This window comes from Streptomyces blastmyceticus (assembly GCF_039521185.1).
In the GTDB taxonomy this organism is placed as follows: domain Bacteria; phylum Actinomycetota; class Actinomycetes; order Streptomycetales; family Streptomycetaceae; genus Streptomyces; species Streptomyces blastmyceticus.
On the sequence record NZ_BAAABW010000039.1, the window covers coordinates 108715 to 126546 of the forward strand.

The window sequence follows — 17832 nt, forward strand, 5'->3', positions numbered from 1 at the left end:
GTTGTTCAGGGTTGTTCAGTGTCGCGCGGTGTCGTGCAGGGGCGTGCCGTGTCGTCCGGAGCGGCCCCCCGCAGCGTTTTCCCTGTCGTGCGACCCCTAAGACTACGACTTCCGCGCCCCCCGTTCGCAGCCCCTGTGCGGGCACTTCCTCACCCCCTCGTACCCCAGTCGCGCCGGTAGGCACGCCAGTCCCCCTCGGTGGCCGCGAAGTCCACGTACAGCGCCAGCCCGAACCGCTGCCGGTCCCCGCCCTCGCGGGTCAGGCCCAGCCGGGCGCCGCGCACGGCGGCCGCTGCCGTCTCCGCGTGGCCGTGGTGGCCCATCTCGTCGGTGTGGAAGAAGGGCAGGCCCATCAGCAGGTCGACCCCGGCGGGGGTGGCCTGGAGGGCGAGCGCCGTCTGCCGGGCCACATAGCCGCCGTAGAGGCTCTCGACCGGCAGGGCGGTGTCGTACGACATGACCGCGATCTGGTCGGTGCGGCGCGCGACCTGCCCGAAGTACTTCTGGGTCCACCACTTGGGGCTGCCCATCAGGCGGGCGGCCCGGTGCATCGAGGGCAGCGGGTCGATCTGCTGCGCGGCGACCGAGAGCACGCCGCCCGCGGAGGTGACGGCGGGGTGGAGGGCGTCCAGCAGGGCGAGGAAGGACCCGTCGCCGGAGCGCACGGGCTCGACGTCCAGGTGGACGCCGTCGAATCCGGCCCGCATCACCTGCCGGGAGCTCTCCACCACGGCGTCGCGCGCGGGCGCCGAGTCCAGCCGGAGCCCGTCGCCGCCCTCGCCCGCGCGCACCAGCTTGTCGCCGAGCCACGCCTGTACGCGCACCCCCGGCAGCTCGCGGTGCACGGAGTCGGCCAGCCACCGGGCGCGGGGGTACGCCGAGGCGGGCAGCGTGCCGTCGTGCTCCAGCGGCCCGGCGTGCACATAGAGGTCGCGCAGGCCCGTCCCCGCGATCCGGCGCTTCAGCGCGGCCAGGTCCGCGTCGCCCTTGCGGCCGTCGACCCAGGCGTGGCCCAGCCAGACCGCGTCGCGGCCGCGGGTGACCGCGTCCCCCGCGGGCGCCCCGGCATAGGCCGCCCGCAGCGCGCTCCCCGCCAGGACGAGCGGCACCAGGAGCACCAGGGCCAGGACGACGGCCAGGCGCGCGACCAGCCGCCTGCGGGGACGCAGGCGGCGCAGCGCGGTGAGCGGTTCACGGGCATCCGGCCGGTGCATGGAGAAGATCGCCCCCCCTTTTTCCTACAGTGACGCGGTCCCCGCCGGGTCAGTTGCACCGCCGGGGCAGCGCTGAGGGGAGAGACGGCCGATGGCGTCTCTCCCCTCAGCGGGCCTCACCGGGCAGTGGGCGTCAGCCCTTGTCGTTCAGCATGCCCTTGACGCGCGCCCGGACGTCCTCGGTGTCGAGGCCGCGGATCGTCAGCGTCGTACGGCGGCGCAGGACGTCGTCCACCGTCTCGGCCCACTCGTGGTCGCGGGCGTAGACGACCTGGGCCCAGATCTCCGGGCCGTCGGGGTGGATGCGCTCGCCGAGCTCCGGGTTCTCGTTGACCAGGCGCGCGATGTCGAAGGACAGCGAGCCGTAGTGCGAGGCCAGGTGGCGGGCGGTCAGCGGGTCCATGCGGGCGCCGGGGTCGCGGTCCACCAGCAGTCGGTGGGCGACCGCGTTGGGGTTGGCGACACCGGGCAGCGGGGTCCGGCGGACGAGGTTGGAGATGGGCTCCATGTCCTCGGTCAGCGGGCTGCCGGGCAGCTTGGCGAGCTTGGCCATGACCGTACGGCCGATGTGGCGGTAGGTGGTCCACTTGCCGCCGGCGACGGAGAGCATGCCGCCCTTGCCCTCGCTGACGACGGTCTCGCGCTTGGCCTGGGAGACGTCACCGGGGCCGCCGGGCAGCACGCGCAGGCCCGCGAAGGCGTACGTCATCAGGTCGCGGTCGAGGTCCGCGTCCTGGATGGAGAACGCCGCCTCGTCCAGGATCTGCTGGATGTCGGCCTCGGTGGCGCGCACGTCCGCCGGGTCGCCCTCGTACTGGGTGTCGGTGGTGCCGAGGAGGAGCTGGTCCTCCCACGGCAGGGCGAAGGTGATGCGGTACTTGTCGATCGGGGTGGCCATGGCGGCCTTCCAGGGCGACTTGCGCTTCATCACGATGTGCGCGCCCTTGGAGAGGCGGATCGACGGGTCCGCGCCCTTGTCCTCCATCTTGCGGAGGTGGTCGACCCAGGGGCCGGTGGCGTTGAGCACGACGCGCGCGTCGACACCGAACTCGGTGCCGTCCTGGCGGTCCTTGAGCTCGGCGCCCGTGACCTTGCCGTGGGTGAAGCGCAGGCCGGTGACCTCGGCGTGGTTGAGGACCACGGCACCGGACTCGACCGCCGCGCGGACCGTCATGACGGCGACGCGCGAGTCGTTCATCTGGTGGTCGTAGTAGACCGCCACGGCCTTGAGGTTGTCCGTGCGCAGACCGGGGTTGTCGGCCTTGGCCTTGGCCGGGGAGATCACCTTGCCGACGCCGTCGCCGAAGGCGGACAGCGCGGAGTAGGCGAAGACACCGGCGCCGAGCTTGGCGGCGCCGACCGGGCCGCCCTTGTAGACCGGCAGGTAGAAGGTCAGCGGGTTGACCAGGTGCGGGGCCACGTCCTTGGCCAGCACCCGGCGCTCGTGGTGGTTCTCCGCGACCAGCTTGACCGCGCCGGTCTGCAGGTAGCGCAGACCGCCGTGGACGAGCTTGGAGGAAGCGGAGGAGGTGGCGCCGGCGAAGTCGCCGGCGTCCACCATGGCGACCCGCAGTCCGGCCTGCGCTGCGTGCCAGGCCACCGAGGTGCCCAGGATGCCGCCGCCGATCACCAGGAGGTCGTACGTCGCGTTGGACAGCCGTTCCCGGGTCTCTGCGCGGCCCGGGTTGGCACCGGAGGCCGGGTGCGTTCCCAGGGTCGGAACGCTCTGCGGGGTTGTCATGATTACTCCTCGTCCTCGATCCAGCCCATGGTCCGCTCGACGGCCTTGAGCCAGTTCTTGTACTCGCGGTCACGCGTGTCCGCGTCCATGCGGGGGGTCCACTCGGCGGCCCGGCGCCAGTTGGCGCGCAGGGCGTCGGTGTCCGGCCAGAAGCCGACGGCCAGGCCGGCGGCGTAGGCGGCGCCGAGGCAGGTGGTCTCGGCGACCATCGGGCGCACCACAGGGGCGTCCAGGAAGTCCGAGAGCGTCTGCATCAGCAAGTTGTTGGAGGTCATGCCGCCGTCGACCTTGAGCGCGGTGAGCTCGACGCCGGAGTCCTTCGTCATGGCGTCGGTGATCTCGCGGGTCTGCCAGGCGGTGGCCTCGAGCACGGCGCGGGCGATGTGCGCCTTGGTGACGTAGCGGGTCAGGCCCGCGATGACACCGCGCGCGTCGGAGCGCCAGTAGGGGGCGAACAGGCCGGAGAAGGCCGGCACGAAGTAGGCGCCGCCGTTGTCCTCGACGGAGCTGGCGAGCGTCTCGATCTCGGCCGCGCTCTTGATCAGGCCCATCTGGTCGCGCATCCACTGCACGAGGGAGCCGGTGACGGCGATGGAGCCCTCGAGGGCGTAGACGGGCTTCTGCTCGCCGATGCGGTAGCCGACGGTGGTCAGCAGGCCGTTGTACGACTGGACGGGCTCGTCACCGGTGTTCATCAGCATGAAGGTGCCGGTGCCGTAGGTGGACTTGGCCTCGCCCTGCTCGAAGCAGGTCTGGCCGAAGAGGGCCGCCTGCTGGTCGCCGAGTGCGGAGGCGACGGGGACGCCGGCGAGGGCGCCGCCCTTGGCGTGGCCGTAGACCTCGGCGGAGGAGCGGATCTCCGGCAGCACGGCGGCCGGGATCTCGATGGAGGAGAGGATGCGCTCGTCCCAGGCCAGGGTGCGCAGGTTCATCAGCATCGTGCGGGAGGCGTTGGTGACGTCCGTGACGTGGACACCGCCGTCGACACCGCCGGTGAGGTTCCAGATGACCCAGGAGTCCATGGTGCCGAAGAGGATGTCGCCGCGCTCGGCGCGCTCGCGCAGGCCCTCGACGTTGTCCAGCAGCCAGCGGACCTTGGGGCCGGAGAAGTAGGAGGCCAGCGGGAGGCCCGTCTCGCGGCGGAAGCGGTCCTGGCCGACGTTGCGGCCGAGCTCCTTGCAGAGGGCGTCGGTGCGGGTGTCCTGCCAGACGATGGCGTTGTGGACGGGCTCGCCGGTGTTCTTGTCCCACATCAGCGTGGTCTCACGCTGGTTGGTGATGCCGATCGCCTTGACGTCGGCGGCGGTGATGCCCGCCTTCTCGACGGCGCCGGCCACGACCTGCTGGACGTTGGTCCAGATCTCGGTGGCGTCGTGCTCGACCCAGCCCGGCTTCGGGAAGATCTGCTCGTGCTCCTTCTGGTCGACGGAGACGATGCGTCCGTCGCGGTCGAAGACGATGCAGCGGGAGGAGGTGGTGCCCTGGTCGATCGCCGCGATGAACGGGCCCTGGCCGTGGGTGCCGGTGGTGGTCATGTCTGGTGTGCTCCTGGAAGTCTGAAGGTCTCGGCGGGTGCTCAGAACGCGAGCTTGTGGATGCCTGCGGCGAGCGCGGCACCGACGAGCGGGCCGACCACCGGGATCCAGGCGTAGCCCCAGTCGGAGCCGCCCTTGTTCGGCAGCGGCAGCAGCGCGTGCACGATACGCGGACCGAGGTCACGGGCCGGGTTGATCGCGTAACCCGTCGGGCCGCCGAGCGAGAGGCCGATACCCACGACGACGAAGGCGGTCATCAGCACGCCGGTGCCGCTGACGGCCAGACCCTTGGTGAGGCCCTGGGTGAGGATCGCGAGCACGAGCACCGCGGTGGCGATGATCTCGGTGGCGAGGTTCTGCACGACGTTGCGGACCTCGGGGCCCGTCGAGAAGACACCGAGCACCGGACCGGCCTGGGGCGAGGCGGACTTGTCCACTATCCCCTCGTGGCCCGTGGTCTCGGCGACGATCTCCGGGTCCGTGAGGTGGGCCCGGAACTGACCGTAGTACGCGACCCACACCAGCGTGGCGCCGATCACCGCGCCGAGCATCTGGGAGCCGATGTAGAGCGGCACGTCGCTCCACTTGGTCACGCCGTCCATGGCGAGGCCGATCGTCACGGCGGGGTTGAGGTGCGCGCCGGACGGGTGGGCGATGTACGCACCCGTCAGGACCGCGAAGCCCCAGCCGAACGTGATGGCGAGCCAGCCCGCGTCGAGCGCCTTGGAGCGCTTCAGAGTGACGGCGGCGCAGACGCCACCGCCCAGCAGGATGAGCACGGCGGTACCGATGGTCTCGCCGGCGAAGATGTCGGAGCTGGACACCCGCGACTCCTTTGTCCTTGGTCCAGGGGAAAGGCGAACCCCGGGTCCCTCCGGTGGTCCGCGCCCTCCGAGAGGGCGGTGATCGGTCCCGCGGCAGAGCCCACCATAGCGAATATTGTCGTTAGGTGTTCGACAATGCCGACCGATGAACGGCAGTTTTCTGCACGGTCAAGGGCGCGTCAAGGGTTTCGTGACCGAAAAGTCCCGGCCAACAGGCCGAAAACATTCGATCGATACCCGCCGGTAACCGAACCGCGACCTAAGGCCGTGATCCACCCCCGTCCGCCGGGCTAGAAGCGCCCGGCACCCAGGTCACGGGAGACCGCGCGAGCGCAGTCCCGTACGGCCGCGACCAGCTGCGCCCTGAGCTCGCCGTCCTCGCAGACCCGCTCCACGGCACCGGTGATGCCCACCGCGCCCACCGGCATCCGGCGCCGGTCGTGGATGGGGGCGGCGACCGACGCCACACCCGCCCAGGTCTCCTCGACGTCCGAGGCCCATCCTCGGGCCCGGGTGAGGTCGAGCACACTCTCGAAATCGGCCAGTCCGGTCACGGTGTGCGGGGTGAACGCCTCACGGTCCGACTCCGTCGCCTCACTGTGCGCCACCGGGTCGTAGGCGGAGAGCACCTTGCCCAGCGCGGTGCTGTGCAGCGGCTGCATCGCGCCGACCTCCAGCACCTGTCTGCTGTCGTCGGGCCGGAAGACGTGATGGATGATCAGCACGCCCTGCTGGTGGAGCACGCCCAGATAGACGCTCTCGCCGCTGGAGCGCGCCAGGTCGTCCGCCCAGACCAGTGCCCGGGCCCGCAGTTCGTGCACATCCAGATAGCTGTTGCCCAGCCGCAGCAGCTCCGCGCCGAGCTGATAGCGCCCGGACGCGGGGTCCTGCTCCACGAAGCCCTCCTGCTGGAGCGTCCGCAGAATGCCGTGCGCGGTCCCCTTCGCGAGCCCCAGCGCGGAGGCCACATCCGAAAGCCCCAGCCGTCGCTCGCCCCCCGCGAGCAGCCGTAGCATCGCCGCCGCTCGTTCCAGCGACTGGATGGTCCGTGCCATCGCGCAACCTCCTCCACATGCCGTTCGGCAATGCTGAACACTATCGGCCGATGCCGACCGAGAGGTAGCTGGCAGCGGCTCGTCCGATGATCGCCGAGGGGCAAGCATGCCCTGGTCAGGCCGTGGTCGTCCCCGTATCAAGCGGTGGGACGCCCCTCCCTTCGGCCGAGTCGGCGGCTACGCTGACGGCGTGCGCCTTCTGCCGGAAGGCGTAAAGCCGACAGCCGTCGCAACCCCGGGAGCACTTCCATGGCCTCGTTCACGCCATCGACCGCAAGCACCGCCCGAGCCTCCGAACTCCGGGAGGCCCTCGCCTCCCGGGTCGTGGTGGCCGACGGAGCCATGGGCACCATGCTCCAGGCGCAGGACCCCACGCTGGACGACTTCCAGCAGCTCGAAGGCTGCAACGAGATCCTCAACGTCACCCGCCCGGACATCGTGGCTTCCGTCCACGAGGAGTACTTCGCCGTCGGCGTCGACTGCGTGGAGACCAACACCTTCGGCGCGAACCTCGCCGCCCTCGGGGAGTACGACGTCGCCGACCGCATCCTCGAACTCTCCGAGGCGGGCGCGCGCATCGCCCGCGAGGTCGCCGACGACTTCACCGCCCGCGACGGCCGGACCCGCTGGGTGCTCGGCTCGGTCGGCCCCGGCACCAAGCTGCCGACCCTGGGCCACGCCCCGTACGGCAAACTCCGCGACGCCTACCAGCAGAACGTCGAGGGCCTCGTCGCCGGCGGCGCCGACGCCATCCTGGTGGAGACCACCCAGGACCTGCTCCAGACCAAGGCCTCCGTGGTCGGCGCCCGCCGCGCCATGGAGGCCGCCGGGGCCGACCTGCCGCTGCTGGTCCAGGTCACCGTCGAGACCACCGGCACCATGCTCCTCGGCTCGGAGATCGGCGCCGCGCTCACCGCCCTGGAGCCGCTGGGCATCGACATGATCGGCCTGAACTGCGCCACAGGACCCGCCGAGATGAGCGAGCACCTGCGCTATCTCTCCCGGCACGCCAGGACCCGCGTCTCCGCGATGCCCAACGCCGGCCTGCCGGTCCTGGGCAAGAACGGCGCGCACTACCCGCTGACCCCCGCCGAGCTGGCGGACGCCCACGAGACGTTCGTCCGGGAGTACGGCCTTTCGCTGATCGGCGGCTGCTGCGGCACGACGCCCGAGCACCTGCGCCAGGTCGTGGAACGCGTCCGCGGCATGGCGCCCACCGCGCGCAGCCCGCGCCCCGAGCCCGGTGCCGCCTCGCTCTACCAGACCGTGCCCTTCCGGCAGGACACCTCGTTCCTGGCCATCGGCGAGCGGACCAACGCCAACGGCTCGAAGAAGTTCCGCGAGGCCATGCTGGCGGGCCGCTGGGACGACTGCGTGGAGATGGCCCGCGACCAGATCCGCGAGGGCGCGCACATGCTCGACCTGTGCGTCGACTACGTCGGCCGGGACGGCGTCGCCGACATGGAGGAGCTCGCGGGCCGGTTCGCCACCGCCTCCACCCTCCCGATCGTGCTGGACTCCACCGAGGTCGACGTGCTGCGCGCCGGTCTCGAGAAGCTCGGCGGGCGCGCCGTCATCAACTCCGTCAACTACGAGGACGGCGACGGCCCCGACTCCCGCTTCGCGAAGGTGACCCGGCTGGCGGCCGAGCACGGCGCCGCGCTGATCGCGCTCACCATCGACGAGGAGGGCCAGGCCCGCACGGTCGAGAACAAGGTCGCCATCGCCGAGCGGCTCATCGAGGACCTGACGGGCAACTGGGGCATCCATGAGGGCGACATCCTCATCGACACCCTGACCTTCACCATCTGCACCGGTCAGGAGGAGTCCCGGGGGGACGGCATCGCCACCATCGAGGCGATCCGCGAGCTCAAGCGCCGCCACCCGGACGTACAGACCACACTGGGTCTCTCCAACATCTCCTTCGGCCTCAACCCGGCCGCCCGCGTCGTGCTGAACTCCGTCTTCCTCGACGAGTGCGTCAAGGCCGGGCTGGACTCGGCGATCGTGCACGCCAGCAAGATCCTGCCGATCGCGCGCCTCGACGAGGAGCAGGTCAAGACCGCCCTCGACCTCGTCTACGACCGGCGTGCCGAGGGTTACGACCCCTTGCAGAAGCTCATGGAGCTCTTCGAGGGCGTCAACATGAAGTCCATGAAGGCGGGCAAGGCCGAGGAGCTCCTCGCGCTGCCCTTGGACGAGCGGCTCCAGCGCCGCATCATCGACGGCGAGAAGAACGGCCTGGAGGCCGACCTGGACGAGGCGCTGCGCGACCGCCCCGCCCTCGACATCGTCAACGACACCCTGCTCGAAGGCATGAAGGTGGTCGGCGAGCTGTTCGGCTCGGGCCAGATGCAGCTGCCGTTCGTCCTCCAGTCGGCCGAGGTGATGAAGTCGGCCGTCGCGCACCTCGAACCGCACATGGAGAAGAGCGACGCCGAGGGCAAGGGCACGATCGTGCTGGCCACCGTCCGCGGCGACGTCCACGACATCGGCAAGAACCTCGTCGACATCATCCTCTCCAACAACGGCTACAACGTCGTCAACCTCGGTATCAAGCAGCCCGTCTCGGCGATCCTGGAGGCCGCCGAGGAGCACCGGGCCGATGTGATCGGCATGTCCGGGCTCCTGGTGAAATCCACCGTGATCATGAAGGAGAACCTGGAGGAGCTGAACCAGCGCAAGCTGGCGGCCGACTACCCGGTGATCCTCGGCGGCGCGGCGCTCACCCGCGCGTACGTCGAGCAGGACCTGCACGAGATCTACGAGGGCGAGGTCCGCTACGCCCGTGACGCCTTCGAGGGCCTGCGGCTGATGGACGCGCTGATCGCGGTCAAGCGCGGGGTGCCGGGGGCGGCGCTGCCGGAGCTCAAGCAGCGGCGGGTGCCCAAGCGGGAGGCCGCGGTGGCGGCCGCCCCGGAGCCGGAAGGCGCCGTACGGTCCGATGTCTCCACCGACAACCCCGTGCCCGCACCGCCGTTCTGGGGCACCCGGGTCATCAAGGGCATCGGCCTGAAGGACTACGCCTCCTGGCTCGACGAGGGCGCGCTCTTCAAGGGCCAGTGGGGGCTCAAGCAGGCCCGCGCGGGCGGCCCGACGTACGAGGAGCTCGTCGAGACCGAGGGCCGGCCGCGGCTGCGCGGCTGGCTGGAGAAGCTCCACACGGAGAATCTGCTCGAAGCGGCCGTCGTCTACGGCTACTTCCCCTGCGTCTCCAAGGGCGACGACCTGATCCTGCTCCACGAGGACGGCACCGAGCGCACCCGCTTCACCTTCCCGCGCCAGCGGCGCGGCCGCCGGCTGTGCCTCGCGGACTTCTTCCGCCCGGAGGAGTCCGGCGAGACGGACGTCGTGGGCCTCCAGGTCGTCACGGTCGGCTCCCGCATCGGCGAGGCGACGGCGGAGCTCTTCGCCGCCGACTCCTACCGCGACTACCTCGAACTGCACGGCCTGTCCGTCCAGCTGGCCGAGGCCCTCGCCGAGTACTGGCACGCGCGCGTCCGCGGCGAACTCGGCTTCGCGGCCGAGGACCCCGCGAACGTGGAGGGCATGTTCGACCTCCAGTACCGCGGCGCCCGATTCTCCCTGGGCTACGGCGCCTGCCCCGACCTGGAGGACCGCGCGAAGATCGCCGCCCTCCTGGAGCCGGAGCGCATCGGCGTCCACCTCTCGGAGGAATTCCAGCTGCACCCGGAGCAGTCGACGGACGCGATCGTCATCCACCACCCGGAGGCGAAGTACTTCAACGCGCGGTAGCGCGTCAGCATGGTGCCGTGGGGACCGTGCGCGACTGATCGCAGGTCAGCTCGCGGTCCCCACCAGTCCCCCGTTGACGAAGACGGTCTGTGCGGTGATCCACTTGGCCTCGGGCGAGGCCAGGAACCGCACGACCGGCACGACATCGGCCGGATCACCGATGTCGCCGTTGACGCTCATGCTCTTGAGCCAGGCGATGTTCTCGTCGGTCTCGGCCGGATAGAAGAAGCTGGTCTTCAGCGGCCCGGGGGCGACGCAGTTGACGGTGATGCCCCGCCCGCCGATCTCCTTGGCGAACGACTTCGTGTAGTGCTCCACCGGGCTCTTGCTGCCCGCGTAGCCGCCGTAGGTGGGAGCCGTGACGGCCACGATCGTCGTGATCAGGTTGAGGATGCGGCCGTTGTCTGCCATCTTCGTGGCGGCTTCCCGCATGAGGAAGAACGGGATCTTCGCGTTGATCGCGAACATCCGGTCCCATTCGTCCTCGGTGAACTCCGCGATGGGCTTGCGGACGATCATCCCCGCGGTGTTGACCAGGATGTCCCACTGCCCGAACTCCGCGAGCGTCGCGTCGACCAGCCCGGTCACCTCGTCGACCCGGGTCAGGTCCGCCTGCCGTGTCACGGCCCGCACTCCCAGACCGGCCAGCTCCTTCGCGACCTGCTCGGCCTGGTCGCGCTTGCCGTCGCTGTTGTAGTGCACCATCACATGGGCGCCGTCCCGCGCCAGCGCGGTGGCGAAGCCCTTGCCCAGGTTCGCCGAACCACCGGTCACAAGGGCGACCTTCCCGTCCAGGACACCGGCCACAGGGCTCTCCTAGCGCTCTCGCGGGTACGCGACCCGGCAGGACCCCCAGACCATCTTCGGTCCTGTCCCGGCGATGCGCGATTTCTGGCGCGGCGGGCCTGCGCGGACGCGGGCCGGCAGAAGTCCACGCACCCGCGCCGAGAATCCATGGCCATGTACGCGTCAGCGTCGCTAAGCACGCGGGCATGAGAACACCGACACGACTGAGAGTGGCCGTCGCCGCCGCCCTCCTCGGGCTCGCGGCCGCGCTCGCCGGGCCCGTGGGCAGCGCGCACGGCGACCCGGCCGCGGGCGCGGATCACGCCGCGGCGGACCGGACGACCGTCGGCGACGTCACCGGCTTCGCGGCCGACGGCCCCGCGTACCGGCTGGCCGCCGGTGCGGCGCGGGTGCGCGTCACCTTCGTCTCCGACAGGACGTTCAGGATCGAACTCGCCCCCGACGGCACCTTCACCGACCCCACCGGCAAGGACGTCGTCCTGCCGCAGGGTCCCCCGCCCCGGACCCGCTGGAAGGACAGGGGCGACCGCTACGAGCTGTCCACGACGGCCGTCACCCTGCGCGCGTACAAGTCGCCGCTGCGCTTCGCGCTGTACCGCGCGGACGGCACCCGCGTCTGGTCCGAGGCCAAGGGTCTGAGCTGGGACAAGGACAGCACGGCCCAGACGCTCGCCCGCGGCGCGAACGAGCAGTTCTACGGCGCCGGGATGCAGAACGGCCGCGGCAACACCTCGCACCGCGGGAAGACCGTGGAGGTGGGCGTCGACTACAACTGGGACGACGGCGGACACCCCAATTCGGTGCCGTACTACCTCTCCTCGGCCGGCTACGGCGTCTTCCGCAACACCTACGCCCCCGGCACGTACGCCTTCGGCGACCCCGTGACGACCACGGAGAAGGAACGGCGCTTCGACGCGTACTACTTCGCGGGGCCCACAGCCAAGGACGTCATCGGGCAGTACACGCAGCTGACCGGCCGCCCCTTCCTGCCGCCGGTGTACGGGCTGGAGATCGGCGACTCCGACTGCTATCTGCACAACGCCAACCGCGGTGAACGGCACACCCTGGACGCCCTGAAGGTGGCCGACGGCTACACCGCGAACGACATGCCGGGCGGCTGGATGCTCGTCAACGACGGCTACGGCTGCGGCTACGAGAACCTGCCGGACGTGAACAAGGGCCTCGGCGACCACAAGATGAAGATGGGCCTGTGGACCCAGGACGGCCTGGCGAAACTCGCCGACCAGGTCAAGGCGGGCCAGCGGGTCGCCAAGCTCGACGTCGCCTGGGTCGGCGACGGCTACAAGTTCGCCCTCGACGGCTGCAAGGACGCCTACAAGGGCATCGAGGACAACAGCGACGCCCGGGGCTTCACCTGGGCGCCGGAGAGCTGGTCGGGCGCGCAGCGCTGCGGGGTGCAGTGGTCCGGCGACCAGAAGGGCTCGTGGGAGTACATCCGCTGGCAGATCCCCACGTACGCGGGCGCGACGATGTCGGGGCTCGCGTACACCACGGGCGACGTGGACGGCATCTTCGGCGGCAGCCCCAAGACGTACGTCCGCGACCTCCAGTGGAAGGCCTTCCTGCCGGCCGTGATGACGATGGACGGCTGGGCGCCGAGCGACAAGCAGCCCTATCGCTACGGAGATCCGTACACGTCCGTCAACCGCAAGTACCTCAAGCTCAAGGAGTCGTTGCTGCCCTATATGTACTCCTACGCGGCGGAGGCGACCCGCACGGGCGTCGGTCCGGTGCGACCGCTGGCGCTGGAGTACCCGGACGATCCCGAGGCCGCCTCGGACGCCGCCAAGTACGAGTTCCTGTCGGGTGAGTCCTTCCTGGTGGCGCCGGTCTACGAGGACTCCGAGGTCCGCAACGGCATCTATCTTCCGAAGGGCACCTGGACCGACTACTGGACGGGCCGCACCTACGAGGGCCCGCGCACCCTGGACGGCTATCGCGCGCCGCTCGACACCCTGCCGCTGTTCGTGAAGGCGGGCGCGAACATCCCGATGTGGCCCGGGATCCGCTCGTACGAGGACCGCACGGCGTCGTCCCCGCTCGCCTGGGACGTCTACCCCAAGGGCACCTCCTCCTTCACCCTCTACGAGGACGACGGCGTCACCCGGGCCCACCGCACGGGCGCGTACGCCCAGCAGAAGCTGACGGTCCGCGCGCCGCGCGAGGGGCGGGGCGACATCACGCTGGACCTCGGCGCGTCCAAGGGCGACTTCCGCGGCAAGCAGACGGCGCGGCCGTACGACTTCACGGTCCACAGCGGTGCGGCGCCGAAGTCGGTGGCTCTGGACGGGCGGACACTGCCGCGCCTGTCGGGGGCGGGCCGGGGCGAGGGCTGGTGGTACGACGCGTCCGACCGCGGCGGCGTCGTGCATGTGACGACGGGCGCCCTGCCGACGGACCGGGGCTTCACGGTCGCGCTGCGGGGAGCGGGCGCGGCCGGGCGGAACTGAATCCCTGACGATTGCTTGACCGAACGGGCTCTTGCTCGCCCGAGCAAGAGCCCGCTACCTTTTGCTCATGGAAGCAAGTCACAGCACATTCAAGCAAGATGGCGGGGCGTCAGCCTCCAGGACGTTCACCGAGGCCGCCCGGCGGGCGCAGATCGTGGGCGCGGCCATCGAGGTCATAGCCGAATCCGGCTACGCCAAGGCGTCGTTCACCCGGATCGCCAAGCAGGCGGGGCTGAGCAGCACCGGGATGATCTCGTACCACTTCTCCGGCAAGGACGACCTGATGCGAGAGGTCGTCGGCGAGGTGCTGCGCGTCGCCGACGCGTACATGCGGCCGAGGATCGAGGCCCAGGCGACGGCCTCGGGCCGGCTGCGGGCCTACATCGAGTCGAACATCGCACTGCTCAAGGAGTTCCCGAACCACCTTCCGGCGATGGTGGAGGTGTTCGGCAACCTCCGGGGCGAGGACCCGTCGCTGCGCGAGTTCGCCGCCGCGATGGAGGCGGTCGTCGACCTCCAGGTGGAGCGCATGCGGGAGGCCCAGGAGGCGGGCGAGTTCGGCGAGTTCGACCCCCGGGTGATGGTCATGGCCATCAGGGGTGCCATCGACGGATTGGTGACCCGCGCCGCCAAGGATCCCCGTATCGACCCCGACGTCTGCGGCCGCGAGCTGGCGGACCTCTTCGAGCGCGCGACCAGGAAGGCGGACCGATGACAGCCACGGACCCGGAGACGGCACAGGAGACACCGGAACAGGCGGCCAGGGCCAAGTCCGCCGCCTTACGCAAACTCGTCGTCCAGCAGCTCTTCTTCGAGCTGGCCGTGCCACTGGGCGGCTACTACGGCCTGCGGGCCGCGGGCGCCGGCCAGTGGGTGGCACTGGCGCTGGGCAGCGTGCTGGCGCTGCCGTGGATCGTGTACGGGATCGTCAAGCGCCGCAAGATCGAGGCCATGCCGGTCTTCACGCTCCTGATGATGGTCATGGGCGCGCTGATGTCCCTGGTCACCGGCGATCCGCGGGTGCTGCTCATCCGGGACAGCTGGCTCACCGCCACGTTCGGGCTGTGGGTGCTCGGCACGCTGGCGACCCGGCGGCCGTTCATGCTGACCGCGGCCCGGACGGTCGTCCTCGCCAAGGCCGGGGAGACCGGCTGGCGTTCATGGGAGTCCCGCTGGGACACCCAGCCCGGATTCCGCCACGACATCCGGGTGATCACCGCGGTGTGGGGGGCCGCGCTCACCCTGGACGCGGGGGTCCGGGTGGTGCTCGCGTGCACGCTGCCCGTCGACCTGGTCCCCGGCGTGAGCACGGCGCAGTGGCTGGTGGTGCTGGCGGGGCTGCTCGTCTTCCACAACCGGTTCGTCACCCGGCGCGGTCTGAAAGTCTAGGGGCCATGGACACCGACGTCATCGTCGTCGGCGCGGGCCCCACGGGCCTGACGCTCGCGAACGAACTGGGCCTGGCGGGCGTCCGCGCCCTCGTTCTGGAGAGGCTGCCCGAGCGCACCGGGCAGTCCAAGGCGCTGAATCTGCAACCGCGCACCGCCGAGATGCTCCAGATGCGCGGCTGGCTGGAACCGGTCCTCGACCGCGCCGTCACCGCCGTGCCCGGCGGGCACTTCGCCGGGATGCCGCTGGACTACTCCGTCTTCGACACCCGCTTCCCCTATCAAGTGGGCATCCCCCAGGCCCGGGTCGAGGAGTTCCTGGAGGACCGGCTCGCCGCGTACGGCACGCCGGTGCTGCGCGGCCACGAGCTGACCGGCCTCGCCCAGGACGCCGGCGGGGTGACGGCCACCGTCACCGGACCGCGCGGCACCCACGACCTGCGGGCCGCGTATCTGGTGGGCGCCGACGGCGGGCGCAGCACGGTGCGCAAGCGGCTCGGCGTCGGCTTCCCGGGCCGGGACGGCCGGGTCTCCATGGTCGTCGCCGATGTGGTGCTCGCCGACGACGAGGCGCTGCCCACCACATGGCGACTGCCGCCCGTCGAGCCGGGCCGGGCCGGCGAGCTCTTCCTCGTCCCACTCGGCGAGGGCGTCTTCCGCTTCCTCTTCGGCGGGCCCGAACAGCAGGGGATCGACCGGGACTCCCCCGTCACCGAGGACGAGATCCGCGCGGCCCTGCGCCCCGCCCACGGCTTCCGCCCGCGGCTGCGCGAGGTCCGCTGGGCCTCCCGCTTCACCGACGCCTCCCGGCAGGCCGAGCGGTATGTGAACGGCCGAGTGCTGCTGGCCGGGGACGCCGCGCACATCCACTTCCCCGCCGGCGGGCAGGGCCTGAACCTCGGCGTGCAGGACGCCTTCAACCTCGGCTGGAAGCTCGCCGCCCAGGTCAAGGGGGCGGCCTCCGAGGGCCTGTTGGAGACTTACCACACGGAGCGGCACCCCGTCGGCGCCGCCGTGCTGCGCAACACCCGGGCACAGGGCGTGCTGCTGGTCCCGGACGACGACGTGCTCGCCCTGCGGGGCATCATGGCCGACGTCCTCGCGACCCCCGAGGCGAACCGGCGCATCGCGGGCATGATCTCCGGCCTCGACATCCGCTACCCCATGCCGGACACCCCCGCCCACCCCCTCCTCGGCACCCGCCTCCCGGCACCCCTGCCGTCCGGCCGCGGCCTCCTCCTGGCGGACGACCGCCCGGTACACCCGTGGCGCGACCGCGTCGACGTCTCCGCCCCGCACGAGGGCGAGTCGGTGCTGATCCGCCCCGACGGCTACGTCTGCTGGGCGGGCACCACGAACACGCCGGGCCTGACCGACGCTCTCACTCGGTGGTTCGGGCCGGCGAAGTGAGCGTGCGGTTCCGGGGGTAGGGCCTTCACCAAAGATCCCGCCCCGCCCAGATCGGGTCCCCGTCGTACGGGTGGTAGGCCTCCACGTTGTCCGCCGCCGGGTGCACCCGCCCCGCCGGGCCCGCGGCGAAGGCGCGCAGCACGTTCTCGGTGACCCGCGACGTGAAGCGCGCCGTGTCCGGTGGGATGCCGTGGCCGCCGTCCCCCGTGAGGGACTCCACCCACCGCATGGTTCCGGTGTTGAACACCCCCGCCCCGCTGCGCGCCGTGTAGTACGCCGAGTCGGCGAACGTCCGCACGCCCCGGCAGATCAGCGGCGAGTGGGCGACGATCTCGATCGGGCGGGGCGTGTTGCCGCCGGAGTTGACCCGGTCGTACTCCGTGCCGACGAGATTGCGGAAGCTCGTGCCGCGGCCGGCGCCCGTGCCTTCGAAGAGCCAGTGGCCGGGTTCGGTCACCACGTAGTCGGCGGTGGTCGGGTTCGATTCGTAGAGCGTGCCGGTGAGCGCGTTCTCGGGCCGGGCGGCCGGGGGTTCGCGCCAGTCCGTGGTGACGGCCGCGTCGTCCTTGCCGAGCGCCGGGTCGAGGGCCCAGTCGGTCTTGTAGCAGACGACCAGGCGCCGGTCGCCCGTGGCCGTACGCTCCAGACGGATGCGCCGGAAGCAGGCGTTCGCGCCCAGGAAGGCGACGTTGGCGCCCGCGTCCCGGGCCGCCGTGACGTGCTCGCGCATGGCCGGGGTCCAGTATTCGTCGTGGCCCAGGGAGACCACCCCGTGTGCGCCCCGCAGCAGTTCCGGGTCCCGGTCGAGGTCCATGGTGGTCGCGTACGCCAGCGGCAGGCCGAGCCGCTCGGCGAGCGCGACGGCGGGCTGCTCGTAGGTGGTGAACAGCGGTGCGCCGTCGCCGTCGTACGGGCGGTCGCAGCTCACGGCGAGGGACCGCCGGCCGTCGTCGTCCTTGCCGCCGGGGCCGTGGTAGAGGCTGTAGCCGCCCCAGGTGTTGTACGCCTGCCAGGTGCCGACCGCGTTGACCAGCACCAGCTTCCCCTCCGTGCGCGTCGAGCGCACGGTCAGCGGTACGTGGCGCTGCTCGCCCGTACCGGCGGTGAGCCGGATCAGGTACGCGCCTTCCGGCCAGCCTCGCGTGGGCACCTCCAGTGACGGACCCCAGTCGGCGGTGATGGTGCGGGTGGGGCCGGTGGGGCGGGGAAGCGGCTGTGCGGAGCCGCGTATCGCCTCCGAGGACCACACCTTGCGGGCCTGCGCGCCGCCGTACCAGCCCATCCGGAACGCCTCGGCGCGGAACTCCCCGGCCGTGGTGGACACATGCAGCCGCAGGGGCTCACCGGGGAGCACGCTCACCCGGTCCGCGTACCCCTCCACCGCCCGGTCCGCGCCGCGACGCCGCAGGCCCCAATCGCGGTCGCCCGGCAGCGCGTTCTCCGCCGCGACCGACCAGGGGTCACCGGCCCGCTGCCGGCCCGGGTCGTGCCCTTCGGAGCACCCGGCCACGAGCGCGCCCGCTCCCGCCCCGGCGACGGCGCCGAGGAAGTGCCGCCGGTCCCACGCGTGCTCGGACATCTCCCTACCCATTGCGCCGGGAGGGAGGTGTCCCCGCACGGCCGGTTGCTCC

General features: G+C 71.3%; 11 protein-coding genes and 1 pseudogene. 5 read left to right on the forward strand and 7 right to left on the reverse strand.

All coding sequences use genetic code 11. The features are described from left to right. Window positions 1-149 precede the first annotated feature (149 nt). The 5 genes from ABD269_RS32590 to ABD269_RS32610 form a co-directional block, all read right to left on the reverse strand. Window positions 150-1214, reverse strand: coding sequence for a glycoside hydrolase family 18 protein (locus tag ABD269_RS32590; RefSeq protein ID WP_344123810.1), 1065 nt, complete (start codon window positions 1212-1214; stop codon window positions 150-152). Window positions 1215-1347: 133 nt separating this feature from the next. Further along, window positions 1348-2955 carry a glycerol-3-phosphate dehydrogenase/oxidase gene (locus tag ABD269_RS32595; protein WP_116210892.1) on the reverse strand — a complete coding sequence of 536 codons (1608 nt, stop codon included), beginning with the start codon at window positions 2953-2955 and terminating at the stop codon, window positions 1348-1350. A 2-nt stretch (window positions 2956-2957) separates the two neighbouring features. Next, a complete protein-coding gene (glpK, locus tag ABD269_RS32600; protein ID WP_344123812.1) occupies window positions 2958-4490 on the reverse strand; it encodes a glycerol kinase GlpK in 1533 nt (510 codons plus the stop codon). A gap of 41 nt (window positions 4491-4531) precedes the next feature. After that, complete coding sequence (locus ABD269_RS32605; protein ID WP_301888632.1) at window positions 4532-5314, reverse strand: MIP/aquaporin family protein; 783 nt, start codon at window positions 5312-5314, stop codon at window positions 4532-4534. Between the two features lie 290 nt (window positions 5315-5604). Next, on the reverse strand, window positions 5605-6369 hold the full coding sequence (locus tag ABD269_RS32610; protein ID WP_344123815.1) for an IclR family transcriptional regulator: 765 nt from the start codon (window positions 6367-6369) through the stop codon (window positions 5605-5607). Window positions 6370-6618: 249 nt separating this feature from the next. Here ABD269_RS32610 and metH point away from each other — a divergent pair, with 249 nt between their 5' ends. After that, window positions 6619-10125: a methionine synthase gene (gene metH / locus ABD269_RS32615; protein ID WP_344123817.1), complete on the forward strand. Its 3507-nt coding sequence runs from the start codon at window positions 6619-6621 to the stop codon at window positions 10123-10125. A 45-nt stretch (window positions 10126-10170) separates the two neighbouring features. On the opposite strand, the gene ABD269_RS32620 is transcribed toward metH, so the two are convergent. Then, a complete protein-coding gene (locus ABD269_RS32620) occupies window positions 10171-10932 on the reverse strand; it encodes an SDR family oxidoreductase (RefSeq protein ID WP_301888628.1) in 762 nt (253 codons plus the stop codon). 185 nt (window positions 10933-11117) lie between these two features. On the opposite strand from ABD269_RS32620, the pseudogene ABD269_RS32625 reads away from it, so the two are divergent. The 4 genes and pseudogenes from ABD269_RS32625 to ABD269_RS32640 form a co-directional block, all read left to right on the forward strand. Then, a pseudogene (locus ABD269_RS32625) lies at window positions 11118-13394 on the forward strand (glycoside hydrolase family 31 protein); the annotation flags it as partial. A 76-nt stretch (window positions 13395-13470) separates the two neighbouring features. After that, window positions 13471-14118 (forward strand): TetR/AcrR family transcriptional regulator, encoded by a 648-nt coding sequence (locus tag ABD269_RS32630; RefSeq protein ID WP_344123820.1) that lies wholly within the window; start codon window positions 13471-13473, stop codon window positions 14116-14118. Beyond that, the gene (locus ABD269_RS32635; protein ID WP_344123822.1) at window positions 14115-14792 is read left to right on the forward strand and encodes a VC0807 family protein; all 678 of its coding nucleotides are present in this window, start codon (window positions 14115-14117) and stop codon (window positions 14790-14792) included. Before ABD269_RS32630 ends, ABD269_RS32635 begins: the two co-directional genes overlap by 4 nt. A 5-nt stretch (window positions 14793-14797) precedes the next feature. Beyond that, on the forward strand, window positions 14798-16201 hold the full coding sequence (locus ABD269_RS32640) for an FAD-dependent monooxygenase (RefSeq protein WP_344123824.1): 1404 nt from the start codon (window positions 14798-14800) through the stop codon (window positions 16199-16201). Between the two features lie 25 nt (window positions 16202-16226). On the opposite strand, the gene ABD269_RS32645 is transcribed toward ABD269_RS32640, so the two are convergent. Continuing rightward, the gene (locus ABD269_RS32645) at window positions 16227-17780 is read right to left on the reverse strand and encodes a N,N-dimethylformamidase beta subunit family domain-containing protein (RefSeq protein ID WP_344123826.1); all 1554 of its coding nucleotides are present in this window, start codon (window positions 17778-17780) and stop codon (window positions 16227-16229) included. Window positions 17781-17832: the final 52 nt, after the last annotated feature.

Bases quoted from the DNA above. Each gene is read 5' to 3' on its own strand.
- ABD269_RS32590 (WP_344123810.1), bottom strand. From the start codon at position 1,214: ATGCACCGGCCGGATGCCCGTGAACCGCTCACCGCGCTGCGCCGCCTG.
- ABD269_RS32595 (WP_116210892.1), bottom strand. From the start codon at position 2,955: ATGACAACCCCGCAGAGCGTTCCGACCCTGGGAACGCACCCGGCCTCC.
- glpK (WP_344123812.1), bottom strand. From the start codon at position 4,490: ATGACCACCACCGGCACCCACGGCCAGGGCCCGTTCATCGCGGCGATC.
- ABD269_RS32610 (WP_344123815.1), bottom strand. From the start codon at position 6,369: ATGGCACGGACCATCCAGTCGCTGGAACGAGCGGCGGCGATGCTACGG.
- metH (WP_344123817.1), top strand. From the start codon at position 6,619: ATGGCCTCGTTCACGCCATCGACCGCAAGCACCGCCCGAGCCTCCGAA.
- ABD269_RS32630 (WP_344123820.1), top strand. From the start codon at position 13,471: ATGGAAGCAAGTCACAGCACATTCAAGCAAGATGGCGGGGCGTCAGCC.
- ABD269_RS32635 (WP_344123822.1), top strand. From the start codon at position 14,115: ATGACAGCCACGGACCCGGAGACGGCACAGGAGACACCGGAACAGGCG.
- ABD269_RS32640 (WP_344123824.1), top strand. From the start codon at position 14,798: ATGGACACCGACGTCATCGTCGTCGGCGCGGGCCCCACGGGCCTGACG.
- ABD269_RS32645 (WP_344123826.1), bottom strand. From the start codon at position 17,780: ATGTCCGAGCACGCGTGGGACCGGCGGCACTTCCTCGGCGCCGTCGCC.